Raw genomic sequence first — 24656 nt, forward strand, 5'->3', positions numbered from 1 at the left:
TAACATTTTGTTTAAATGGGTATAATAAGTTTGCGTAGTATATTTTTAACAATCATGAGTAGATTAAACCACAAAAAAGTTATACCAAAACTAATTGGTATAGCAGCGATCGCCGCTATGGGAATACTTAATTCAGGAGTTGCCCAAGCCGCAGGATTCACCACGGAGATCCAATCATTCGATTTAAATTTTGACTTTGATACCCAAGGCAACGCTATTACCACTTCCAATGCCGGAAATCTTGCTGGTATTAGTAATCAGTGGGCAGAATGGGGTGTGAGTATTAGTGCCAATAGAAAAAATAACCCTAGCGTATCCGAGCCACTACTGTTATTTAACAGCAACCCCAATAGTTCCACAGGTGGCGATTCAGATTTAAGAACAGGAAGTACATGGGGAACTACAGTCCAAAATAATGTCTTGATTATTCAAGAAGACGGTTGGGTACAAAATAAAGTAGGTCAAGAAGTCAGGAACGCCAACGATCCTGATGATGAAGCTGGTGGTGGTTCGATCAACTTTAATTTTGATAGTCCTGTCAACTTCAAAGAGTTCTCACTCCTAGATATGGATGATGACCAAAATAGCCGAGGAGAGTATTTAGATATCTTCCTCTGGGATAAAAATAACAATAAATTTGAGATTGATGCTCTGTCTTTAGTCCAAGGAATACAAAATTTGTATCCTGATGCTATAGATGGCTACCAACAAAGCTATACCCAAGATGGTGTCACCATCACCCAAAATAGCAAGGTCAGAGGTGATAATTCTCTATACACCTTTAATACCAGTTATATAGATATTGCTAGAGTAGAATATCGCTATCCTGGTAGTGGAGCGATCGCTGGCATACAATGGGATAAGCAAGTTACTGTTCCTAAAGAAATTCCTGAACCAAGTGCTGGTTTAGGTCTTTTACTCGTTGGCGGTTTATTTTTCCGCTCTGCTCGTAAACGTCAAAATTCCTAATTAGAATTATCAGCAATTTGAAATGATCAACCCCCGGATATTTCAAAAAACTCCGGGGTTTTATTTGGCTATTTGTGTTTTCTATTTTCGCCATCAGGAGTATTTTTGATGCTTTACTTCCACCACAGTATGGACATTTCCGCGAGGGGTAAAGTCTGTTTTCACTGTCACTTCTAAGGGATCACAAGCCGCAACAAAATCATCTAAAATTTGATTAGCTGTTTCTTCGTGGGAAATATAGCGATCGCGATAACTATTAATATACAGTTTTAACGCTTTTAATTCCACCACTTTTTGGTCAGGGATGTAAGAAATATAAATAGTGGCAAAGTCAGGATAGCCAGAAAACGGACATTTACAAGTAAATTCTGGCAAAGTAATGTTAATGTCGTATCTCCTACCCACACGCGGATTAGGAAAGGTAATTAATTCTCCTTCCGCAATCTCACGTTCGCCATATTTCATTTCTTGAGTTGTTAAAGATACAGTTTCCGGTGAAAGGTTACTCATAAATTATTAGGTATCAGGTGACAGGGAATAGGGAACAGGAAATTATTCTTCCCTTTTCCCATTGTGGAACGTTCTTAGACTTGTTCCCAATCAGGACAATTGACATCATCCCAACCGTGGGGGTGCATAGCACAAACTAATAAGTTACCACTATACACTTGACCGTGATAATTACTACAACCAATGCAAGCAGCGTGTTGTTCTGGTGTGGCTTCAACCGGATAAGGAAAACCCATATCCCCATCTCCTAGTATGTCTTCCAGTTCCCAATAGGCTTCAAAAATTGGGTCAGTAACATCCTGTAAATACTGGTCAAATTCAGTAGCAATGGAACCTTGTACTTGCCCAGTAATTTCTTCCGTTAGCTCAAAAAAAGCGTCTACCATCTCATTCATTCCCAGGATGAATCGCTCTACTTCCTCAGCGACAGTTTCGATTATCTTCAAAAAATCTTTTTCCCACTGTTCCATAAAATTAACGCCCTTATTTACTACTAACAGGGCGCTGATTGCTACTGAGCTACAACTACTAGATTTAACAATGGGGAAATGCACGTTAAACTTAAATTTGGGTATAGCGCCATTACCCAAGTGCTAACCATTGTTAATCCCTCAGTCAAAAAACTACTATTTACTAATCTTGCTGTAGTTTTTTTAACTCTTGTTGTAGTTTCTCTACTTGTTGGCGTAGCTCATCAACATTCTCGGTTTGTTTCGTAGTTGGTTCTTCGTCTACCTCTAGTATTTCGATGCGACGAGGTTCCGAAGGGGATGTTTTTTCTGGCGTTTGTGCAGATGATTGGGGCTGTTGGGCTTGGTTCATCATATCTTCGACAAACCGACGAGCTTCTTCTGTAGTCATCTCACCTTTTGCTACCATATCGTCTGCCAATTTTTGGACTTGCGATCGCAGTTCGGCTAATTTCCCCCCTGCTTTTTCGCTGGCATAAGAGGCTAACCCAACACCGAGGTAAAAAGCTTTTTGAACGATATCTCCAAAACCAGGCATTGCCCTAAGCACTCCTAAAAATGGGGCGACCCGGAGACTACGCCTACCACAAGCATCCCGTATTGCTGCTACCTTCCGGTCCTGACAAGATTTGGGCGTTGAAGTCGCATAGATCCAGGTCTTCTATAAGCATAACATCAAATTTCAGTAATTGTGTGTTATTCCACAACAATTTTCCATTCATAAAGTTGGTAATCGACACAGCCGTTTTGTACCAAGGGATCACCTGCAATTATAGCCTGTGCTTCATCCATTGATGCTGCCTCAAATAGCATCATTCCGCCTCCTTTTTGGGACCAGTACCCGGTTCGGGCTTTGTGTCCTTTGGTAATTAATTCTTGGACGTAGGCTTTATGGGCGGGTACATATTGGTCAAAGGTAGGTTTTTCAACTCTACCAGTTTCAATTTTGACAAACCAAGGCATATCAATTTTGGATTTTAGATTTTGGATTGAGAATAACTGAGAAATGTTAGGTACGATAGCGTACACTAGAGTAAGCAAGCTACGAGGAGCTTGTGCATTGCACTCAGCACACCGTAGAAATCGCTACCCACCAAAATCTACCAGTTGGTTTTACCGTAATGGGTTGATGATAGAATTAATAACAATGTTGGTTAGAGGTGTTGTAATGTCACTTCAAGAACTGCAAGAGCAGGTATTTAGATTATCTGTGAGTGATCGTCTTTCTCTGATAGATGTCCTGGTTAAATCTTTACAACCTATTGGACAGATTGAAGACTGGCAATTTCTAGTATCACGCACTCACCCCTGGCGGCGACAACTTTACATTAAAGGACGTAAACTTCTGGCCTCAACTATTTGGCAAGACATGATAGCAAATAAAATGTCACCAGATCAGGTAGCAGAAAATTGGGATTTACCTTTAGCCGCTATTTATGAAGTTATAAATTACTGTGAGAGTCATCAACAATTGTTGAAGTTAGAAGCAGATGAAGAGCGGTATAGATTAGAAATAAAAGGAGTATCTTTTGAGCCTAAGACTGCTGCTTGATGAAGATTCCCAAGCAAAATATCTGATTAATTTGCTTCAAGCCGCAAATCATGATCTGCTCACCGTTAATGAAGCGGGTTTAGGTAGTCGTCCAGATGTGATCGTTTTAGATTATGCGAGACAAAATCAGCGTGTGTTGTTAACTCGTAACTGTGATGATTTTGAAGAACTTCATCAGCTTAACCCAGTTCATTTAGGCATTTTAGCAATTTATCAAAATCCAGGATCTTTTAAAAATATGACTTATCAAGCGATCGTCAAAGCAATTTCTAATCTTGAAGCAACTGGCTATCTGCTTGAAAATCAATTTGTTATTCTTAATCAGTGGAATTATTAGGGTTAATATTACAATCTTAACAAACTACTAAAATCTTTAAACATTAAATTAGGACTTACGCACTGTACAAAATGCAGATGATATGTATAAACTATTTTGTAGTAGTAGTCTGTAGGGTGCGTCAGACAGAATAATTTAGGCTAGAATCACTAACTTTCAGATTCTGGCGCACCTGACTTCATCTAAATTACTGCGGTGCGTCAGATATAAAAAATCTGTTGTTTGCTAAATTATCGGGTCTGACGTGGTTGGTGAGCTTGCCGAACCACACCCTACAAGAGATAAAATTCGTCATCCTTATGTAATATATTTTATCAATGCGTAACTCCTATAAATATACTCATATCTGATAATTTATAAATTGTAGAGAAAGTTGTCTCAGAAATAGAGATACTTTGTTTTTCGAGGGATAAAATCAGGAGTGCATGATGGCTACCAAATTAATTTTAAATGCCAATGAGGTTCTTAGACTAGGTTCTAAGGGGTCAAAAGTCCGGCAGTTACAGGAAATTTTGCAAGCACTAAATCTAAATCCAGGTCCAATAGATGGTGATTTTGGTCAAAGGACTTTGGCCTCTGTTAACAGGTTTCAACAACAACAGGGTCTTACTCGCGATGGGGTAGTTGGACCAAGAACTCAAAATGCTCTGAATAAATCTATTGAACAAGTAACACAAGAAACTATACAATCTGATTCAAAACCTATAATTCAAAAACCAGATATTTCCAGCGATTCATCGAACAAATTACAAGTTTTAGGAGTGCAGATGCTAACAGGAAACGAAATTCTCAGACTAGGTTCTAAGGGGTCAAAAGTCCGGCAATTACAGGAAATTTTGAAAGCACTAAATCTAGATCCGGGTCAAATAGATGGTGATTTTGGTCAAAAGACTTTGGCCTCTGTTAAAAGGTTTCAACAACAACAGGGTCTTACTCCTGATGGGGTAGTGGGACCAAGAACTCAAAATGCCCTGAATCAATTTATTCAAAACTCTGATCAAAAGACAGAAACCGTAAAATCTAATCCCTCTTCTATATCTTCTACATCTTCTACTCTTTACGGTGGTAAGTCTGGTAAAATACCCCTGCCTGGAGTTGTGTTAATTAAAAAATTTGAGGGTTTTGATCCCAATGCTTATCCTGATCCTCTGTCTGGGGGTAAACCTATCACTATTGGTTGGGGATCTACTCGCAAAAAAGATGGGAGTGAGTGGAAAATTGGTGATAGAATCACAAGAGAGATGGCTGACGAACTGTTAATGTTGCAGTTAGAAAATAGTTATTTGCCACCACTAGAAAAAATTCCGGTTTGGCAAGAATTAAATGTTAACCAACGAGGAGCTTTATTGAGTTTTGCTTACAATTTGGGTGCTAATTTCTATGGAAATCGTAATTTTACAAGCATGACGAGAGTTTTAAGAGATAAACAGTGGAATGAGATTGAAGAGACTTTTCTTAAATACAGAAATCCTGGAACTTCTGTTGAGGCAGGGTTAAGGAGGAGAAGACAAGAGGAAGCTAAACTGTTTCTTACACCTGTATAGTAAGCCTTGGCGACTGGAAGTCGCGGCTATACAAACAAAACCCACCTCCGTGGGTTTCAAACTATTGATTTTTCATCGTTTAAAACTTGTAGAAGCCTTGGCGACTGGAAGTCGCGGCTATAGAGGCAAAACCCACCTCCGTGGGTTTCAAACTATTGATTTTTCATCGTTCAAAACTTGTACACTGTAGAAAGTGACTGCTGTGTTACCGTAAACTTTTTGACGGCAGATTTCCCAATTAGCGATCGCTGGTGGTGTCCAACCATAAGGACTATGTTCTGCGGCGATTTCTCCATCAGGTGCTAAAAGTTGATCCAGAGCGATCGCTTGTAAAACTTCCTCATACAATCCACTTTGATAGGGTGGATCAAAATAAATTCTGTCAAATTGCTGGCCTGATAGTTTTTTTAACTGCTGGGTGACGTTTCCCCGCAATATTTCAAATTTTTGCTCGCTACTCGCTACCTGCTGCCAATTTTCTTGAATTATGGCACAGGCTCGACTTGATTGTTCAATTCCGACAACTAAACTAGCTCCCCTACATAAAGCCTCCGCACCCATTGAACCGCTACCAGTGCATAGATCCAACCAACGACAACCAACAATCGTTCCCTGCCAAATATTAAACACAGCTTGTCTAACTCTCGAACTGGTAGGTCTAGTTTCTTTTCCTGGCAGAGTTTTTAGCAGTCGATTCCCGTAAATTCTCAGACTCATTATTGATTGAATATTGGTAGCTGATACCCGATAGAATGCAAAGATTTATTAAGCTGGAATTTTTTCACGGACTTGAGCAACAAAATTAGATAAAATTTGCAGTCCGATGTTAGATGATTTTTCGGGATGGAATTGCACCGCCATTAAATTATCGTGAGCGATCGCTGCTGTCACGGTTTGATTACCATGAGTAACTGTGGCTGCCCGAATCTGTGTTTCAATGGGGTCAACATAGTAGGAATGGACAAAATAAACCCAAGGTTGAGATGGTAAATGCTCCCATAAAGTGCTTTTAGGTTGATTGAGTTCCAGTTGATTCCAACCGATATGGGGAATAGTAATATCGGGTTCGGGAATAAATCGCCGGACTTTTCCGCGCACAATTCCTAGTCCTGGTTGAGTTCCTTCGGCGCTGGATTCAAACAAAATTTGTAATCCTAGACAAATACCTAAGAAGGGTTTACCGGAAGCGATCGCATCTTTAATCGGTTGTTCTAAACCACGGGATCTCAGGTGTTGCATCGCTGGATCAAATGCTCCCACCCCAGGCAAAACTACCGCATCTGCTTGAGCTAATTCCTTGGCACAATAGGTGACTTTAGGAGTTGCTCCAGCTTTTTCTAGTCCTTTACAGACTGAGTGCAAATTTCCCATGTCGTAATCTACGACTGCAATTACTGGCATTTACCTGCTCCTTGTGAATTTATTAGGGAGGGCTTTTATAATTCTAATCATAATTAACAATTATTATGCAGAAAAAAATACTATTAACTTCTTTTCACACTTGGTTGAGTGATCAACAGTCAAATTCTTCTGATGATCTGTTACTCGAATTAGCCAAAATGGCTTCAGTTACCCATGATTTACATTTTCTGCATCGACTACCTGTTGATGTTGCGCTTGCTAGTTCTCAAGTCATTGCCAAAATCAATCAACTCGAACCCGATTACATCATCTGTTGTGGGATGGCTGCCAGTCGTCAACAATTAAGTGTGGAGGTGATTGCCAGTATCTTATCTGGAGAATCTACGGATAAGGAATTGATAGATCAGCCAGAGATTTTTTTGCAAACAACCGTTGATATAAAACAATTAGTGGCAGGAACATCAGCAGTTGAGATTAGTTACGACTGTGGTAAGTTTGTGTGTAATGGACTTTATTACTCTGTTTTAGACTACTTACGCCAATCTCAATCCTCAACACCTGCCATTTTTATTCACGTTCCCATTCTGCATCCAGAAAACTTGATAGGCATGATTGCTGATTTTGTTTTAATGATCAACAACCTGGCACTTCTCTAAGATGTTCAGCGTCTGTTTTACTATTTTAGGCGTTGCAGATTTTAGGGATGGAAATGATTTTGCATACATTCAAAACCTTTATGGAGACGTTCCATGGAACGTCTCTACACCCAAAAATCAAAAATCATACTCTAATTCAGCGACGATTTATCATTTTGAAGTTTCAAGGTTGAATTTTTAATTGCTTATGCTGCCATTTTTCCTGAATTTTACTCTCGCTCAAGTAACTCCTCCTACCCCACCCCAGGAAGTAGTACAACCACAACAGATGCGTTCTTTACCAGGAAATTTAGACTCGGTTCCAGTTTTTAATAGCAATAGCCCGGAATTGGTGCTAAATGAGGGGATTTTACTATCAACTTTCCCAGGATTGGGGAAAAAAGTACCAACAGCACATTTAAATTTTCCTTTTCAGGGTCGGTTTGATGTTTTTGCTCACCATATTGCCAAAGCTGTACCACCGGAGAATCTAAAATCTTTGTATTTGGGGATAATTTTATCTAATCCTGGTTCGCAACCGGTGAAGGTGAATATATTGCATGGGGCTAGTTATTTAAGTCAACCAGATGCACCATTTATTGAATCCCCATCTTTTAGCGAAAATATTTTGGGGAAAGTGTTTGCAGGGCCTGGCGATCGCGCTATGTTAGATGTACTCAGAGCTAAACGACAGGATATTTTTCCTCCTCAAATTGTCATTCCCCCAGGGGAAAGTCGAATGTTATTAAATCTCCCCATTCCCGTTGCAGAACTGACACCCCCTCTCAATGGTCGTTCTACATATATGCGTCTCTGGAGTGATGGTACTATTTATGCAGCTAGTTTGGCGATGTTTGCTCGTAATAATACAGATGGTAGTGAGCGATCGCCTAATTTATCTGAGTGGCAAAATTTACTAGATAACGGTGAATTATCTACTCCCAGAGATAAAGTTCCTACCCCGTTGGAGGAAAGTGGTAAGCCGAAAATTTACGGTCGGGTGGCTGGTGTAGCGAAGGGTTCTCAGTGGCAAGCTTATATAGTAGATCGTCCCCAAGCCGAGTATTTGACAATTCCCCAACCTGGTCAAGCTTTTTCCTACCCGTTAAGCACCTTACATGGTGGTACTTTTGGCACGGGACAAATTCAAAGTGCAGAGATGTTAGTCCGTTATCCAGATACAGCTTACCGCGCTCATGGTAATTATGGCATTGAATATAGTTTGAGATTGCCACTTTACAATAATACTCAAAGTCGGCAAACTGTAAGTATATCTGTACAAACTCCCATCAAAGAAGATCAATTAAGTAAATCAGGATTACGCTTTTTTACAACACCACAGCGTCAAGTGTTTTTTAGGGGAACAGTGCGGGTACGTTATCAAGATGATCAAGGTTTACCACAAACTAAGTTTGTGCATTTAGTCCAAAAGAGAGGTCAACCAGGAGAACCACTGGTATTATTGAATTTGAAAGAGGGCGATCGCTCGATTGTACAAGTAGACTTTCTTTATCCCCCAGATGCCTCACCACCGCAAGTTTTAACTGTTTCCACCATTTCTGATCCTCCGCAATAAGGGAATTATCCATGATTGCAACCCCCAGATATATTTCCCCTGATGAATATCTCCAAGGGGAAGAAACCAGCCTGATCAAACATGAATACAGACATCTATTTTCGTTGAGATGTGATTCATTTACCCAACAAAATAAATGTATTTGATTTCGATCTGGTATCAGACTAAAATTATCCTGATTGAGTGTTCTGACTAAAAGTAATTTCTAGGACTTACCCAAAAAACCTCTCAAACTCTCATTCCTCCGTGTCCTCTGCGTCCTCTGCGGTTCGTATTTATTCCGTAACCCGTGCGTAAGTCCTATATTCTAGACGATTTAACATAAAATCAAATATGAACATAAGTAAATCTAAATATTACCCAAAACCGGGTCTACCGTGGCAGTCCGTTTTCTCAATTATTATATTTGTGTTCATGTACCTGCCGATTTTGGTACTGGGCTTTTATAGTTTCAATAATTCCCCCTACAGCGTAACTTGGAAAAACTTTACCTTGGAATGGTATGCCATATTATTCACCGATGAACGGATTTTATCAGCCTTGAGTAATAGTTTGTTTGTAGCCTTTTTCGCTGTTTCTATTTCCTCAGTTTTGGGAACTTTGATGGCTGTAGGGTTAGCGCGTTATGAATTTCCGGGGAAGTCCTTATACCAGGGAATAGCTTATTTACCATTATTAATTCCCGATATAGCGATCGCTGTTTCCACCCTAGTATGTTTAGCAGCCTTTGCCATGCCCCTGAGTGTATGGACAATTATCTCGGCTCATGTAGTTTTTTGTCTCTCTTATATCGCCTTAGTAGTTTCTTCTCGACTCAATAACCTAGATCCTCACTTAGAAGAAGCCGCACTAGATTTAGGTGCAACACCGGTTCAAGCCTTCATCCAAGTTTTACTACCACAATTAATGCCTGGGATTTTATCTGGATGTTTACTAGCCTTCGTCCTCAGTTTAGATGACTTTCTCATCTCCAGTTTTACAGCCGGTAGCGGCTCAAATACCCTACCAATGGAAATTTTTAGCCGTATCAGAACCGGAGTCAAACCCGATATTAATGCTCTGAGTGTAGTATTAATCATTTCCACAGCGATCGTCGCCATCATTGCCGAATTGATTCGCATTTCTGGAGAAACCAAAAAAAGCCCATAAACCACCCCCCTCCGCGTGGGAGCTACGGTGTACACACAAGTGATCTGATTACCCAAAACAAGCCCTGGCGATTAGAAATCACGGCTACACAAACAAAGTCCACCTGCGTGGACTGAAGAAAAACTACTTATTTTTAACCCACGGAGGTGGGTTTTGCCTGTGTAGTTGCGGTTTCTAACCGCCGATTTAATCTTGATAAGACTTGTGTGTACACGGTAGCTCCGCGTGGGAGAGGGGTTAGAGAGGTTAATCTAATTCACATTAAACTAACGAGATTTAGCCGTAGTCTTCCCTCCAGATGAAGTCACTTCCTGGAGTAGCCGGGGCATCAACTGTTCCAATCTTTGCGCTGTCTGCTCCTCTTGCTCCAAGTTTTGCTGTAACCATTGCACGACTTGGTTTTGTCCCATTTGTTCAGCAACTTTAATTAAACCACGATAACAAGCAATTTCTAATTGCTCAACCTTATACTGTCCCCCAACTAGCCCTAAGTCCACAATTTTGGGACTGTCGGCAGCTAACAGCATTAATTTTTGACCATCACTAATTAATCCAGCCGCAGCATCACAAGTAACCCGTTGCGGTTGCTGTCCCAAAGCATTGAAAATCTGCTCTAAATTCCTAATTTGTTGTTCGGTTTCCTGAATATGTGTCTCAATTAGTGATCTCAATTCTTGATGTTGGCAACTTTGGTGCATCATCTGCTGCGCTTCCAAAAAGCGATTTTCAGCATCGTACATCGCACCAATTTCGTAGATGAATTTATCTTGCAAATTGGTGATTCTTTTTGTGCCTGGACGATCAGTAAGTTGAACCATTGTGACTCTCCTGAAGATTGGACGCTGTAGTTTACAGTCGTACCTTCTAACCGTATAACTAGGTTTTTATTTTCTCTTCATACCTAAGATAGAGTTAAATATTATAAAAACAGGAGTCAGGAGTCAGGAGTCAGGAGTCAGAAGGCAGAAGGCAGAAGGCAGGAGGCAGAAAGAGAGAAAGAATACTTAGGGCTTGCTGATAGCGTAGCGTGCCGTTAGGCATATAAACCCAAAAGCCTGATAAATCAAAGGCTTGAAGCTCATAAAAAAGACGGTAGGTGCAACATTATAGCATATTGTGTCTGAAAAACCTTGCACTTTTGTGGGCAGCCAGAGATGAAAAAATGTTTTTAACTGTCCTCCTGACTCCTAGCCCTAATGAAAAGACTTTTTCATCAAACCCTATATATCATCTGTATTTTGTACAGTGCGTAAGTTCTAAAGTATTTAAGTTAAAGTAAAGATAAGTTAACAAAATACTTTAAACTCAATGACTGCTCTCAGCTTAGATATAATCTCTACACAGTTAGAAAGTCCTAACTTGCGCGATCGCATGGTAGCTCTTGCTAATTTGCGCCATATTTCCCCGGAAGATGCCGTACCTTTGATTAAAAAGGTCTTAGATGATGAATCTTTACAACTGCGATCGATGGCAGTATTTGCTTTAGGCATCAAGCAAACACCAGAATGTTATCCAATTTTGGTGAGAATTTTAGAAACTGACCCAGATTATGGAATCCGGGCTGATGCTGCTGGTGCTTTAGGCTATTTGGGTGATAATAGAGCCGTTGAACCATTATCACGGGCATTTTATGAGGATACGGACTGGTTAGTACGCTTTAGTGCTGCCGTATCTTTAGGTAATATCAAAGATATCCGCGCCCATGCTATTCTCATTCAGGCTTTAGATAGCCCGGAAATAGTCATCCAACAAGCTGCTATCTCGGCTTTAGGAGAAATCAAAGATATTGAATCTGTAGATCATATCCTGCGTTTTGCCCAAGCAGAAGATTGGTTAGTGAGGCAACGTTTAGCAGAATCTCTAGGTAATTTACAGACTCCCAAAAGCATTTCCGCTTTGAAATATCTAGCAAAAGACCCCCATCCCAACGTTGCTGAAGCTGCGAAGATCTCACTCACCAAACTTGAAGCGGCATAATAGCATATCTAGGACTTACGCACCCTACAACAGATAAAATCCATAATTCTTATCTTATGTAATAGATTCTGTCAATGCGTAAATCCTAAAATCAATAAAAATTACCTATTTTTGAAGTAGCTCACAAATGATTTAGGATTGCAATATAAACGGCTCCTGCTATTTTTTAATAAAAGTGGGATTTGTAATATTTTGATGTAAGGCAATTTCATGAATATTGAAGAATTTTTTGAGTTAAGTGCTGGTAAATGGTTTTCTCACCGCACCAGTCACCATTTAGCGTTTAAGCAATCTGAAGACGGCAAATCAGACCTGGTGATTGAAATGTTAGCCGCAGACCATCCAGAGGTGATTCAATTGTGTGAACAGTATGAAGTTCTCCCTAGTTCAGCTTCTTGTGGTGCGAGAGTTACCTGGAACGGCACAATGGAATGGGACGAAGAAAAGCATACTGGTTCTACTGTGTTAGTAACAGTTCCAGACGTGGATAGTCCCCATGAAGGTAAGTTACTCCGAGAAATGGGTTATGCAGAGAAAGCCCCTGTTGCTGGTCGATATAAAATGGGTAGTGATGACGCTTTGACTCTGATTACTGAGTATGAAACGATGTCATCTGAAGAACGTCTATGGTTTGCGAGTCCAAATTTAAGGATGCGGGTAAGTATCCTCAAGCGATTTGGGGGTTTTAGTATGGCTTCTTTTACTTCAGAAATTCGCATGGGTGGTACTACACCAGTCGCCAAGTCTACTGAAGAGGCTAATTCTGTTATGGGTTAAAATGAGAAAAGATGATAAGTCTCTACTCAGAACTTAAATAATTATCGTAGGGACAATTCATGAATTGTCCCTACACTGTTTTTAGTTTATGCACATTTAATTACCTGAGATATCTAATGGTTAAAACCTTTTTTCTCCCTGCTTTATCTCCAGGGCAATTTGTAACGCTAATCTACTTGTTCTAGAATGTAGAATCAATGAAGTTTAATAAACATTATAACATATAGCCCTCCTAATTTTCGGTTCTTGAGTGTGAGTAAGTGAAATTTCAAAGGCAAAAGCCGCCCCAGTGGGACGAACACATTAGAGTTTCATCCCTAATAGGGAGTAAGTGAAATTTCAATTTGAATAAATTAGAAGAATTGGAGGAAATTTAAATGGTTTCAATCCCTAATAGGGAGTAAGTGAAATTTCAACTGCCAGACACGAAAAGCTGGGCGGTGGTGCTTGGGTTTCAATCCCTAATAGGGAGTAAGTGAAATTTCAACGAACAATTCTGGATATTGCGATCGCTGACTCTCTGTTTCAATCCCTAATAGGGAGTAAGTGAAATTTCAACTTTGATTTTGCAAGCTTTCACAACAATCACACCCATTAGGTTTCAATCCCTAATAGGGAGTAAGTGAAATTTCAACGGGAAGTAGTTGTATTTCCTGGGATGCTTGCGAAGTTTCAATCCCTAATAGGGAGTAAGTGAAATTTCAACCTAAGTTTGTTTACTTCGTACCAAATTCCACACCTTGTTTCAATCCCTAATAGGGAGTAAGTGAAATTTCAACTTTGCCTCCCTCTTTGTTTTAATCTTGGTGATTTTCTTGTTTCAATCCCTAATAGGGAGTAAGTGAAATTTCAACCTTTTAGATTATGGGTAACTGCTGTGCAAACTCGTTGTTTCAATCCCTAATAGGGAGTAAGTGAAATTTCAACACGATACTTGCAAAAGAATTGCCGAACTAAATGCGGTTTCAATCCCTAATAGGGAGTAAGTGAAATTTCAACTTTTGTGCTTCTGGGGTTTTATCAGAGATAGAACTGGTTTCAATCCCTAATAGGGAGTAAGTGAAATTTCAACCAGATGGTAAACCCCTTAACGCCACTGGTTTAGGGCGGTTTCAATCCCTAATAGGGAGTAAGTGAAATTTCAACAGGCATCGACACCACGCGCGCAGCCAACAAAAACGCGAGGTTTCAATCCCTAATAGGGAGTAAGTGAAATTTCAACACACTCCCAATCAATTAAATTCTGATTTTCAACTAACGTTTCAATCCCTAATAGGGAGTAAGTGAAATTTCAACCCGATTATTGCTATGTCTAGGGTATTTCCGATAAGTTTCAATCCCTAATAGGGAGTAAGTGAAATTTCAAATTTTTGCAGGATATTGGAAAATCATTTATTTCTCGTTTCAATCCCTAATAGGGAGTAAGTGAAATTTCAAAACCTATATCATCGACCTCATTGTGGTCTGATTTCTGTTTCAATCCCTAATAGGGAGTAAGTGAAATTTCAAATGTCGTTGCAAAATGGTATAAACTGCGTCAAAGAAGTTTCAATCCCTAATAGGGAGTAAGTGAAATTTCAAAGTACACTTTTTGTTTCCCGTAAAATTTAGAGCCAAGTTTCAATCCCTAATAGGGAGTAAGTGAAATTTCAAACACATTTAGTTTTGCGGTCTACAAAAAGGCAACTATGGAGTTTCAATCCCTAATAGGGAGTAAGTGAAATTTCAAAAAACATCACAATCACTCTAAACTCGGCAACACTGACGTTTCAATCCCTAATAGGGAGTAAGTGAAATTTCAAATCAAAGCGATCGCAAGCAGAAACTCAAGCTAGGCAGGTTTCAATCCCTAATAGGGAGTAAGTGAAATTTCAAATGAAGAAATAATACCAGTTACAGGAATATTTATGGGTTTCAATCCCTAATAGGGAGTAAGTGAAATTTCAAAGAAAATACACCTCGTAAAAGAGGAAGCAGAGTGTAGTTTCAATCCCTAATAGGGAGTAAGTGAAATTTCAAATCGATTTCTACATCCATCGGTTTAGCTCCAACTGGTTTCAATCCCTAATAGGGAGTAAGTGAAATTTCAAAACCTGATCAGTGCCTATCTACTGGCTTTATCGGAGTTTCAATCCCTAATAGGGAGTAAGTGAAATTTCAAAAAATGAGTTTGATTCGTTGTTGGAGGCAAGGGCATGTTTCAATCCCTAATAGGGAGTAAGTGAAATTTCAAATCCCAGACTTTAGTAAATCAATTAAAGTCGTATAGGTTTCAATCCCTAATAGGGAGTAAGTGAAATTTCAAAGATGGTGCTATTACTGAACTTGAGTTGGTTAAGCGTTTCAATCCCTAATAGGGAGTAAGTGAAATTTCAAATCCCGTTTCAGTTGAAGTCAGGGAGTTTATTTAAATGGTTAGTTTCAATCCCTAATAGGGAGTAAGTGAAATTTCAAATCTTCTTAGTTTGGGCTATATATGCCCCTTGAAGGTTTCAATCCCTAATAGGGAGTAAGTGAAATTTCAAATTCCTAAAAGGTTAATAGATCCAACGACTAAAGCCGTTTCAATCCCTAATAGGGAGTAAGTGAAATTTCAAATGTCAACGTGAAAAGCAATTATGGGAGAGAAGAAGTTTCAATCCCTAATAGGGAGTAAGTGAAATTTCAAACATTGCAAATTGAGAATGATGCGCTAACAGCAAAAGTTTCAATCCCTAATAGGGAGTAAGTGAAATTTCAAACACCATCTTGTCTTGGTCGGGTAAGTAAGGCGTAGTTTCAATCCCTAATAGGGAGTAAGTGAAATTTCAAAAGCGGTAGGCTGAAAAGCTATATATATGTAGTTTTCAAGGTTCAGTAACGCGGACGATCTAATGATAGTTCATTTGAGGAATTGTGTCAAGGGGGAAAAAAGCTGAAACCCAGTCTGGATAAGGGGCGCGGATGGTTGGATAGGAAGAAATTCTGAAAAGCCTTACATAAATATGATTCCAGCCATTTTTTAAGAACCTGCTAAATGAACACCTACCCATCCGCGCATTCCGCGAAAAAAATCGTATTGTCACGGACTGGTTCACCACCTATGCGTTCAACCTTACCAAAACAGCACGCGCATAGAAAATAAAAGCGAATGCTATCGGTATCTGGCTTAATCAGTTTATTGAGGCGCGATCGCAGTTTAGCATATTGAGTATTATTTAATTCACACTCAAAAATACTGTATTGCACCCATTGTCCATAGGATTTGAGAATATTATGGATTTTGGTACGGCGTTTATCCTCAGATATGTCGTAAGAAACAACTACATTCACCATTTATTCACCTTTTCCTCTATTTCAAAACCAGGGGTGGATACTTATCAGTTTCATCCATTAAGTATTTTGCCAGTAATCTGGCTTGCAGTTCAAAGGCTTCTTGGTAAGTACATTTACGACCCATGACAGGATGCTTAAAATCTGATTGTTTTTTCTGCTCATATAACTTCAAAAAGGTTTTGCGTCCTTCTGGAGTTAGAGAAACGGCATTACTTAATGGTTCAGTGACAAAATCTCCCGGTGTCAAAAATTGCTTATTCAATGCAGATAACACCACCGCATCTACTACCAAAGGACGAAATTCTTCCATGACATCCAGGGCTAAAGATGGTCTACCATAGCGATCGCAATGCAGGTATCCTAAATAAGGGTCAAAACCAACAATATTAACAGCACTTTGCACATCATGGCGTAATAACGAATAACCAAAACTGAGTAAGGAATTGACTGGATCTGTAGGTGGACGACGAACACGTTTTTTAAACTCAAAATTTTCGTTGCGAATTAGTTGATTAAAACAACCAAAATAAGCGCCACTACCAGCACCTTCTAAACCACGCAAAGAGGGAATATTGTGAGTTGAATCAATGGGAGAAATTGCTTGTTCAATGCGGGTAATATATGCAGATAAATCAATTGTTGATTCACGTTGACGACGCGCCAAAGTTTGACGGTAGTTTTTTAATTTACCTCTCACAAAACCTTGGACAATATGAATAGCCTTCGGTGATTCTCCAGCAGCTTGCCATTGGGCTTTACGAACGAAGATGTTTTTAGTTACTTCTGGTTCTAATCTTCCTAAATAATGACCTTTTTCGTTGATAAATGTGAGGGGAATATGGCGTTCAAGTAGCTCAGAAATAGCAGCCGGAGAAATTGTTGCTCTTCCAAATACTACCACACCATCAATTTTTAGCAATGGCACATCTAAAATCGTTTTTTTCTCGAATTTAACGTGAAGACGTTCATCTGCTTTGCCGATAAAAGCATCATCTTGTGTAACGTAAACAGTTCCCATAAATAATCCTTGAATGTACAATTAATTAGCTTCTTGATAACGCTCAACCTTGTCAGATGCTTGAGGTAAACATCGTGAATAGAGACTACATCCTTGACAACGATTTGTTTTAATAGCCTTTGGCATTGCACCTGTGAATAGTAGTTTTTGCACTGCTTCAATAGTAGCGATCGTACTTTGTCGTAATTCCTGATTAATTTCAACTAATTGCCGTTGATGAGAGTGTGCATAATAGATATAGCCATTGGTGATAGTTCGTCCTGTCATTTCTTCTAAACACAATGCTTGAGCGCAAACTTGTAATTCATCATTATCCCATTCACCTTTACGTCCCCGTTTATATTCAACTGGGTAAAATTCGCCATTTTCAGCTTCAATTAAATCAGATTTACCGATAAGTTGGTATTGATCTGATTTCAGCCAAATTGCCCGTATCTGCCAAATTTCTTCCCGTTGTCCTTCTCCAACTGTATGAACTCGTTCGTGTAAACTTGTGCCTTCAATTGTGTATTGATTATCAATAAATTCTCCAGCACAATGAATCCGCCAACAACGATGAGGACAATAGGAATATTGGTTTAAGGCAGCGATAGAAATATATTCGTTTTCTGTCATGATTTTAAACTTTTAATTCTTCTAACTATTCCCATTCCCATGGTAGTTTTACGTCCTAAACCTGCATATAAAGCAAAATCTGCTAAAGTATTAATTTGCTTAATTGCCATTGTTTCAACATTTCCTAATATTCGATAGCCAATTTCACCAACACAACCAATAAATTTATTGTCGTAATTACTGGTTACTCTAGTGTTAATTTGAAAAGAACTAGGATAAATTGATTCTAGGGAAAAATCGGTAAATTCAATACCGCTATATTTATTCCAGCGATTAAGCAGACTATTAAATACAGATTCCTTTGTCGGGAGGACATTATCAAATCCGCCTTGACGAAAAGCTACAGGTGATGCGAAGATGAAATTGATATTTCGTTCTGTTTCACTTGCTTGTTCATAAAGTTGGTTATAAGTACAGACATTAGCCCATGGTTGATTAGATTGGCGTGTACCTTGAATGCTAGTAATAAATAAATTAGCTGAACCCAAATGCCAAGGGTGTTCCGGGTTAAGATTCAACCACAAAGGTGTTAGTTGACTAAATAAATTGTCATCTAATAAAGTGATTTTCCACCAACAAGAACTACCAGCCGGAATTGCTTCTGAATGACAAAATTGCAAAGTTTGATGATGAGATTTATGTTTTTGTTGTACCTGTAAAGGTGAAAGGGTAAAGGCTTTATCTGCATCTGATTGGTGTAAGTAGTCTCCCAAGGTTTTATCAACAGAACTCACTAGGGTGAGAAACAGCGCGTGATAGTGTCTACCTGTAAGAAATTCTGGGTAGATAGGAGACTGGGGAGTGATGTTAAGAACGAGACTGTATGGCATGATTAATAATTGAAATTCAAAGTATGGTGGGCATTGCCCACCAATTACACTTTAAGCACGAAAACGGTATTGCATTTGTTTTGGAAGTTTTACATCTTTGACATCATCAAAATAGTAATATTCCCCTTGCATTTGCACATTTTGAATCAAACTAACTGGAGGCATATTCACCACATCATAACTAATCACTTGATTAGTAAACATGACATCCAATGGATTTAAAGGATAAGTGCAGGTAAATAAACCAGTTTTAGTTTTTGGTTGTGGTAGTTTTTCAACTGTTAATTCAGCCTTACTCATCCATTTACCTAAGCGAATCCATTTTGGTAATTTAATGTCTTTCTGAGAGATAAGAAAAAACTCAAATTGACTTTCCGGTGCAACTTCTTTTGCTCTCCCAAAACTAGGAATATTCTTTTGGGTTTTCTCCATTTCTACATGGTAGTTATTATTTGCATACTTCCATGTATTGAGAATAGATGTATGATTCAAAGAACGAGCCGGAGTGATATAGATTCCTTGTTCATTTAAAGGAGTTAGATGTTGTTCATATTTTGGCACTTGTTCGGGGCAGAAATAGCGATAAGAATCGTCTTCAGCAACGGTTGTTGAGTAAATTTGACTATCAACTAAACCAACTGCATAACAGAGGGCATAATTATGAATTATTGGCTCTGTTTCGTAAAGTCTGCCGATTTCACGGGTGGCAAAATAGAGGCTGTCATGTAGTTCTAATTGACAACGGTAGATAATTGTCATGGCTGTTACTTAGTCTTAGCAGCAGTTTTCTTTTTGCTGATATGTTTGTTGGCATATTCTTTAGCTTCATTATCAGCTTTTTGCAAAATTGATTTAATACCTGCTTCGTTATTTGTGAGGTTTTTAACTTCATTAATTAGAGGTGTAAAAGCATCACCAATAAAGTCTGTATGTACAATAAACTCATCTGCCATTAAGTTCTCAATTGCACTTTTAGCAGCACTAATTACATCATCTTCATCCAAGGGATCTGGTGATTTGAGCATATTATTAGCCTTCATTTGATCATATATTGCCTGAGTCCAACGCAGGTTACTGGTAATTTCTCCATCAGCAAATACAACACCGATTAATTCATTTCTAATTCGACCTGTGCGGGTTGTTTGTGCGCCATAGTGACGAGTTCTCAGAATGTTATTAAAAACATAAAGGAAACTTGCTTCTGTCGGGTCTTTGAGTGTGACAATACTGGGGAAGAAAACCTGTGGTCTAATGTGGTCTTGTTGGTTAATTCTGGCTGTAACTTTACCTATTTCACCGTCTAATTTACCATCTGATTTTTTTTCTCCTTTTGCAGCCATCGTCCCATTCTCATAAGGAGCATTGAGAGTAAAAGTTTCATGAGACTCATCAAAAGCGGTAATAGAAAATGCAGTATCTACCACAACTTTTGATTTTTCAGAACCAGAATCACCAATAGCAAAACCGTAAATAATACAATCAGGATTATCCATTGCAAAATTAACGTTATATTCACATTCTTCTGCTGTCATAAATTCATATTTTCGTAATAATTCTCTACCAACTAATCTTTCTGGTGTGGACTGTTTACGTTTGAACATTGAAAGACGACTAATGGTGTTTTTGTTTTCAGGTTTAACTCCAGCCCTTACCCTTGCTTTATTCAATTCGCTATCTGTTTGGAATAATGGATAAGATTCAGTAACACGAATGGTTAAAAAGTGGGCATATTTTCCCATCGGTTTGTAAGGAATTTCTGATTGAAATAATTTAGCGTCAACGGTTTTTAAAAGTGCCATGATTTTCTCCTTGAAGTTAATTTTTAATAGCAATGAAAGCAAATTAAATGAGAGTTTGAACGAGAATCCGCATTAAGGGATCTAAGTCATCAGGAACGCGATAGCTATCAAGTCCTTGATCGAGATGTTTATTAGTGCGATCAAGTTGAGCAAATTCCCATATTTTGCCAGTAGTAACTGAACCAATAATGTGAGTTTGCTGTTGATTTTCTTGCCATTTATCTAGGGCAATTAATTCCGCAAAAAGCTGAGTCATACCATAATCTAAATCCTCCTTTTTAGCTTCGATTACTAAGAGATTATTTCGATTTTTTATCAGATAATCAAAGTAACCTTGTAGTTGTTCGCTGACCTTAATTTGATACTCAATTCTCACCTCAGATTTAGTATAGTGAACTAAATCTAAAATTATTGGAGAAATTAATACTTCTCTGCGACTTGTCTCATTAGCTAAATCAAAGTATGGAAGAATTTCATCAAGTCGTTCTTGTAATTCTTTTAATCGATCTAGGTTTTCTGGGTATTGGGGTAAATTCAAACGTTTTCGAGTAAATGTATAGCCAAATTCTTTAGCAAAATCTTGAGGAGAAATGTGCATCTCAAAATATTTGCTAAAAGTATAAGACTGAGTAGGATCTAGAATACTCATAATCTAATTTTCCTCAGTTTCAATCTCAGTAATTTCATCAGGTTCATCTTGAGGACGTGCTTTACGTTCTTCATCATCTGCTAAACGATAAAGAAATTCACAGGTATCTCGAATGAGATTCAATTGACGACCCACTAAACGTGCGCGATCGCCAGCAAATGATTTTTCAAAAACTTCTACAACAAAGTATCTGGCAAAATCTAAAATTGCTTCTCTTTCCTCATCACGGTGAGCTATAACCCAACGCCCCTCTGCTGTTGAGTTCCGTACTCTCTCCATCAGTTTGAAAATTTTTGCTGCAACAGTATCAACTAATTGAAAACATTCTTTGTCAGCTTTGATAATAGTATCGGCTGCTTCATCAATTGGTTTCAAGATTGCATTTGATTTAATTGGTTTTCCTTTGCTAGATTTAGCTCGATAAAAACGGCGATAAAGTTCCGTTAATTTCTTTGGATGATTCAAAGTTGATTTGTCTTCCACAATTAATTTCTCCTCATTAAAATCAAATTTTGTATAAGGGTCAAAACAAGGGTAAAAATGATAAGCATAAAGCTTGACCTTATTAATGCTTGGAGCATCAATTTTTTGCTTACGTACCCACTCATTCAAGTAAGCAAAAATATAAAGTGGACTTGTTTCAAAATCTTTTGCAAGTTCGGCAAATTTACCCCAGTTAGCATCATATCCCGTCTTTCCTTGTCTAGCATTCACATCTAAATGAATAGCGTAAGCTGCTGTTAACAGATTTAATGGTGATGGATAGTTTTGATTGGTGTTTTTGTCTTTCCAACCTTCTAAGATATAGTCAAGACGAAAACGCTCCTCTTTCAATAAAACTCTAAATGCTTGCGGCGCACTGTCAAGAAATACGCTTTGTTCAAATTCTGCACCGTCATTAAATGGGGGAATTGGAGATTCAGAAACCACTGTTTTTACATCTAGAATCATCGGAAATGCTAAAGATAACCAAGCTGGCATTATCCAAGACTCTGTATCTGTTGGTTTTTTATCTTTACCTCTCACTTCTGGGGGTAAAGCCATAAAATAAAATGTTAGAGGCTGTTTTTCTGGATAAGAAATTTTGAAAGTGCGATCATTTATTTTTTCCGTGTTTTCATCAAGGTAGAATATATCAACATTTTGATAACGTTCCAGTTCAAAGTTAGCTGTCAAATCCTTACTAATAAAATGATTACGAACTCCAGTATCAAAGCGGGTTTGTTTGATATTATCATAGGCTTTATGTAAAAATGCGTTAGTTTCTGGAGTGCAGTAATAGGTAGGATAAAAGTATAGATACCTATATTTGGCATCCTCAAATCTACCTCCTGTGGCTTGCGTTTGACTCATTAAAATCTGTCGTAACATGATTTCAATGCCAGCGATACTGGAAATATTACGTTTCGCGTTAGAACCTCCTAACATTTGCTTATTAGTATAAACTTGAGGAGCAAATAAAACTGCTGATTCCATCTGTTCTGTCACTGTATATGAAGAGTGAGAAATAGAACAGATTAATTGTTTACCTCTCCCATTTTTCTTGGCTGCTTTATAAAATTCAAACTCATCTAAAAATTTGTTAGGTAGTAAGCAATTTTCTCCTGTTTCTGGGAGCATGACAACCTTTGTCACCCAAACTCGTAAATCATGCCAACCATCCGGTAATTCATACTGATTAGCAATAGGTTTAATAAGTTGAGCAATATGGGTAATTACTTCTCCACACACTGGACTAATATCTTCAATACCAGGATGTTTTTGTAGGTATTTTGCAGCTAGAAAATACCATTCATAGGGAACACCACCTGTATTTCCTTTTAGTTTGTGTGCTTTTAAAGTTTCATTAATTCGTTGAATTTCCCTAATTATTGGTATATTTTCAGATAAATTCCAGAGTTCAGCAACTTTACAAATTAAATCTTCTGGTACTAAATCTATTGCTGGTATTTCTGGTAATGTGTTATTTTTTTTACGTTCATTTTGTCTTTGTTTGCGTGCATCCTCAATCTTTTTAACTTTTTCTCCCCAAATCTTACGACTAACTAAATCACAAAATTCAGCAATTTGATCTATCCGAATATCATCATTAAACTTAAAGTCATAAGCAGATGATAAAATATTTTGTTGCTGAAATTTGATTAAATTATCACTACGATCTTTAGAGACAGGCTTTTTACCATCTTTCAAGATTCGTTTGGTGGCTTTCAATCCAACTTCCATTAATTCTGGAGTATCGAAAAATAGACTATAGTAATCAGCATATTTCATGCCTTTACCATCACGACTAAATCCTGTTTGTCTGGCTTTAAGTTCACCAGCACAAAGTAATTTTATCTTCTCAACAACTCTTTCTGGTATACTTTCAATTTTTACAGGTAGAGCATTACGATCTGTTAAGTAAATGACACCTGTTGGTAGGTAAAGCAATGGTTCATAATATATATTATCTCCTGTATTAAAATCTGTATGTGCTTCAATCAGTGCGTTATTTACAACATTAGTTAACACACCACGATTTTCTGCAATACTGTGATAACTCAGTTTTAATTGTCTATTACTAAGTTGACCAACTATATTGTTAATACCTGATTTTAAGGCATCTTGTGGGTGTTTAATGATAGAGGCTAACCTATCAGCAAGACAAGCTAAGGCAGCAAGACATACTAATTTATCACCTTTTAATTTTGGTTTTAATTCGCTATGTTCTGAAAAATTCCAGTTTGTATCCCATCTTCTTTGTGTGTTATAAGCAGTACAGAGTATATCATCAACATACTCTCGATATTTCTGGTTATCTTGAGGATTAATTAGATAGTCCAGTTTAATTTCACGAATAATCACATCAATAATTTCTCGATGTTCTAATATGGATAAATCACGAATTTTCAGATTTCTATTTTTCTGAATATCTTTATACTTATTTGGCATTTTGGGAAATCTATCATAATCAAACTTCTCAAAATCATGTAGAATAAAAGATGCAATTAATAAGCGTCTCTCTGTTTCGTGAACTACTCTTTTAACTGTAGTATTTAACTTTTTTAGACGTTGTTCAATTAAATTTGCAGGAAATAAACCATTGAGTAAGTGAGTATTGAGAGATTGATCACCTGCATTGCGTCTGTCTAAAGTTTCTCCTTGTTCTGCTAGTTCCTGTTCTTTTTCGTCTATCCATTTACCGCCTTTAGCAGTGACACCAATAGCGACTCGCAACAAATTTGGTAAAACTTCGTTAGCCAAATCTGCCATGATTTCATCATCAGGATTTTGGTCTAAAATAGCCTCTTTTAAAAGCTTGAGTGTGAGTAATTCACGCTCAATAGTAACATCCCGGCTAGTAGTACCAAAGCCAAAACCTAAATCTTCATCTTCATCATCATTTTCAGATTCTAAATAATCTTCATCTAACTCCTCTTGTAAATCTGTTTCTTCTGAAGAACTGAATAATTCCAGTTGTTCTGCATTTTTATTTTCGCGTTTTTTAGTCATGTTAAAATCCCCCCGTTAAATTAACTTAAATTGCTAGAATTGAGGAAAAAAAAGGAAGCTTTGATAAAATTTATGGCACT

General features: G+C 38.0%; 24 protein-coding genes, 1 other RNA gene and 1 CRISPR repeat array. Of the genes, 9 read left to right on the forward strand and 16 right to left on the reverse strand.

Annotated features, from left to right (window positions below):
• The first annotated feature begins 54 nt into the window (after window positions 1–54).
• Entirely contained in the window at window positions 55–969 is a 915-nt protein-coding gene (locus tag VB711_RS12675) for a PEP-CTERM sorting domain-containing protein (RefSeq protein ID WP_323286422.1), read from the forward strand.
• A gap of 93 nt (window positions 970–1062) precedes the next feature.
• On the opposite strand, the gene queF is transcribed toward VB711_RS12675, so the two are convergent.
• From queF to VB711_RS12700, 5 genes are all read right to left on the reverse strand, one after another.
• Window positions 1063–1479 carry a preQ(1) synthase gene (gene queF / locus VB711_RS12680; protein ID WP_323286423.1) on the reverse strand — a complete coding sequence of 139 codons (417 nt, stop codon included), beginning with the start codon at window positions 1477–1479 and terminating at the stop codon, window positions 1063–1065.
• 74 nt (window positions 1480–1553) lie between these two features.
• The gene (locus tag VB711_RS12685; RefSeq protein ID WP_323286424.1) at window positions 1554–1949 is read right to left on the reverse strand and encodes a hypothetical protein; all 396 of its coding nucleotides are present in this window, start codon (window positions 1947–1949) and stop codon (window positions 1554–1556) included.
• A gap of 163 nt (window positions 1950–2112) precedes the next feature.
• Window positions 2113–2487 (reverse strand): hypothetical protein, encoded by a 375-nt coding sequence (locus tag VB711_RS12690; protein ID WP_323286425.1) that lies wholly within the window; start codon window positions 2485–2487, stop codon window positions 2113–2115.
• A 24-nt stretch (window positions 2488–2511) separates the two neighbouring features.
• Window positions 2512–2608: signal recognition particle sRNA small type (gene ffs, locus VB711_RS12695), an RNA gene on the reverse strand.
• A gap of 37 nt (window positions 2609–2645) precedes the next feature.
• Window positions 2646–2912, reverse strand: coding sequence for a YciI family protein (locus VB711_RS12700; protein WP_323286426.1), 267 nt, complete (start codon window positions 2910–2912; stop codon window positions 2646–2648).
• Between the two features lie 97 nt (window positions 2913–3009).
• Between VB711_RS12700 and VB711_RS12705 the strand changes: the two genes are divergently transcribed.
• The 3 genes from VB711_RS12705 to VB711_RS12715 all read left to right on the forward strand — a co-directional run bounded on the left by VB711_RS12705 (window position 3010) and on the right by VB711_RS12715 (window position 5382).
• On the forward strand, window positions 3010–3501 hold the full coding sequence (locus VB711_RS12705; RefSeq protein ID WP_323286427.1) for a hypothetical protein: 492 nt from the start codon (window positions 3010–3012) through the stop codon (window positions 3499–3501).
• Window positions 3479–3838, forward strand: coding sequence for a DUF5615 family PIN-like protein (locus VB711_RS12710; protein ID WP_323286429.1), 360 nt, complete (start codon window positions 3479–3481; stop codon window positions 3836–3838). Before VB711_RS12705 ends, VB711_RS12710 begins: the two co-directional genes overlap by 23 nt.
• A gap of 425 nt (window positions 3839–4263) precedes the next feature.
• A complete protein-coding gene (locus tag VB711_RS12715) occupies window positions 4264–5382 on the forward strand; it encodes a peptidoglycan-binding protein (protein ID WP_323286431.1) in 1119 nt (372 codons plus the stop codon).
• Window positions 5383–5529: 147 nt separating this feature from the next.
• Here the strand turns inward: VB711_RS12715 and rsmD are convergent, their stop codons facing one another.
• Window positions 5530–6111 carry a 16S rRNA (guanine(966)-N(2))-methyltransferase RsmD gene (gene rsmD / locus VB711_RS12720; RefSeq protein WP_323286498.1) on the reverse strand — a complete coding sequence of 194 codons (582 nt, stop codon included), beginning with the start codon at window positions 6109–6111 and terminating at the stop codon, window positions 5530–5532.
• Between the two features lie 36 nt (window positions 6112–6147).
• Window positions 6148–6783, reverse strand: a complete 636-nt coding sequence (hisH, locus tag VB711_RS12725) for an imidazole glycerol phosphate synthase subunit HisH (RefSeq protein WP_323286432.1) — start codon at window positions 6781–6783, stop codon at window positions 6148–6150.
• 65 nt (window positions 6784–6848) lie between these two features.
• Here hisH and VB711_RS12730 point away from each other — a divergent pair, with 65 nt between their 5' ends.
• The 3 genes from VB711_RS12730 to VB711_RS12745 all read left to right on the forward strand — a co-directional run bounded on the left by VB711_RS12730 (window position 6849) and on the right by VB711_RS12745 (window position 10104).
• Window positions 6849–7400, forward strand: a complete 552-nt coding sequence (locus VB711_RS12730; RefSeq protein ID WP_323286434.1) for a peptidase C15 — start codon at window positions 6849–6851, stop codon at window positions 7398–7400.
• A 187-nt stretch (window positions 7401–7587) separates the two neighbouring features.
• On the forward strand, window positions 7588–8955 hold the full coding sequence (locus tag VB711_RS12735; RefSeq protein ID WP_323286435.1) for a DUF3370 domain-containing protein: 1368 nt from the start codon (window positions 7588–7590) through the stop codon (window positions 8953–8955).
• 414 nt (window positions 8956–9369) lie between these two features.
• Window positions 9370–10104, forward strand: coding sequence for an ABC transporter permease (locus VB711_RS12745; RefSeq protein WP_323286436.1), 735 nt, complete (start codon window positions 9370–9372; stop codon window positions 10102–10104).
• 266 nt (window positions 10105–10370) lie between these two features.
• Here the strand turns inward: VB711_RS12745 and VB711_RS12750 are convergent, their stop codons facing one another.
• Window positions 10371–10922, reverse strand: a complete 552-nt coding sequence (locus VB711_RS12750) for a ferritin-like domain-containing protein (protein WP_323286437.1) — start codon at window positions 10920–10922, stop codon at window positions 10371–10373.
• Window positions 10923–11412: 490 nt separating this feature from the next.
• Between VB711_RS12750 and VB711_RS12755 the strand changes: the two genes are divergently transcribed.
• Window positions 11413–12081, forward strand: coding sequence for a HEAT repeat domain-containing protein (locus VB711_RS12755; RefSeq protein ID WP_323286438.1), 669 nt, complete (start codon window positions 11413–11415; stop codon window positions 12079–12081).
• Between the two features lie 210 nt (window positions 12082–12291).
• Entirely contained in the window at window positions 12292–12858 is a 567-nt protein-coding gene (locus tag VB711_RS12760) for a phycobiliprotein lyase (protein WP_323286439.1), read from the forward strand.
• Window positions 12859–13165: 307 nt separating this feature from the next.
• Window positions 13166–15670: direct repeats of the CRISPR family, unit length 37 nt; unit sequence GTTTCAATCCCTAATAGGGAGTAAGTGAAATTTCAAA.
• Between the two features lie 212 nt (window positions 15671–15882).
• Here VB711_RS12760 and cas2 read toward each other — a convergent pair.
• The 8 genes from cas2 to cas10d are packed head-to-tail and all read right to left on the reverse strand — an operon-like array spanning window position 15883 to window position 24576.
• Window positions 15883–16170, reverse strand: a complete 288-nt coding sequence (gene cas2, locus VB711_RS12765) for a CRISPR-associated endonuclease Cas2 (RefSeq protein ID WP_323286499.1) — start codon at window positions 16168–16170, stop codon at window positions 15883–15885.
• Window positions 16171–16189: 19 nt separating this feature from the next.
• Complete coding sequence (cas1d, locus tag VB711_RS12770) at window positions 16190–17191, reverse strand: type I-D CRISPR-associated endonuclease Cas1d (RefSeq protein WP_323286440.1); 1002 nt, start codon at window positions 17189–17191, stop codon at window positions 16190–16192.
• A gap of 21 nt (window positions 17192–17212) precedes the next feature.
• Window positions 17213–17806, reverse strand: a complete 594-nt coding sequence (cas4, locus tag VB711_RS12775) for a CRISPR-associated protein Cas4 (protein ID WP_323286441.1) — start codon at window positions 17804–17806, stop codon at window positions 17213–17215.
• The gene (gene cas6, locus VB711_RS12780; protein WP_323286442.1) at window positions 17803–18636 is read right to left on the reverse strand and encodes a CRISPR-associated endoribonuclease Cas6; all 834 of its coding nucleotides are present in this window, start codon (window positions 18634–18636) and stop codon (window positions 17803–17805) included. Before cas6 ends, cas4 begins: the two co-directional genes overlap by 4 nt.
• Window positions 18637–18687: 51 nt before the next feature.
• Entirely contained in the window at window positions 18688–19395 is a 708-nt protein-coding gene (gene cas5d / locus VB711_RS12785) for a type I-D CRISPR-associated protein Cas5/Csc1 (protein ID WP_323286443.1), read from the reverse strand.
• A 5-nt stretch (window positions 19396–19400) separates the two neighbouring features.
• A complete protein-coding gene (cas7d, locus tag VB711_RS12790; RefSeq protein ID WP_323286444.1) occupies window positions 19401–20435 on the reverse strand; it encodes a type I-D CRISPR-associated protein Cas7/Csc2 in 1035 nt (344 codons plus the stop codon).
• Window positions 20436–20478: 43 nt separating this feature from the next.
• Window positions 20479–21084 (reverse strand): hypothetical protein, encoded by a 606-nt coding sequence (locus VB711_RS12795; protein ID WP_323286446.1) that lies wholly within the window; start codon window positions 21082–21084, stop codon window positions 20479–20481.
• 3 nt (window positions 21085–21087) lie between these two features.
• Complete coding sequence (gene cas10d, locus VB711_RS12800; protein ID WP_323286447.1) at window positions 21088–24576, reverse strand: type I-D CRISPR-associated protein Cas10d/Csc3; 3489 nt, start codon at window positions 24574–24576, stop codon at window positions 21088–21090.
• Window positions 24577–24656: the final 80 nt, after the last annotated feature.

Origin of the sequence: Cronbergia sp. UHCC 0137, assembly GCF_034932285.1 — a bacterium.
Lineage (GTDB): Bacteria > Cyanobacteriota > Cyanobacteriia > Cyanobacteriales > Nostocaceae > Cronbergia.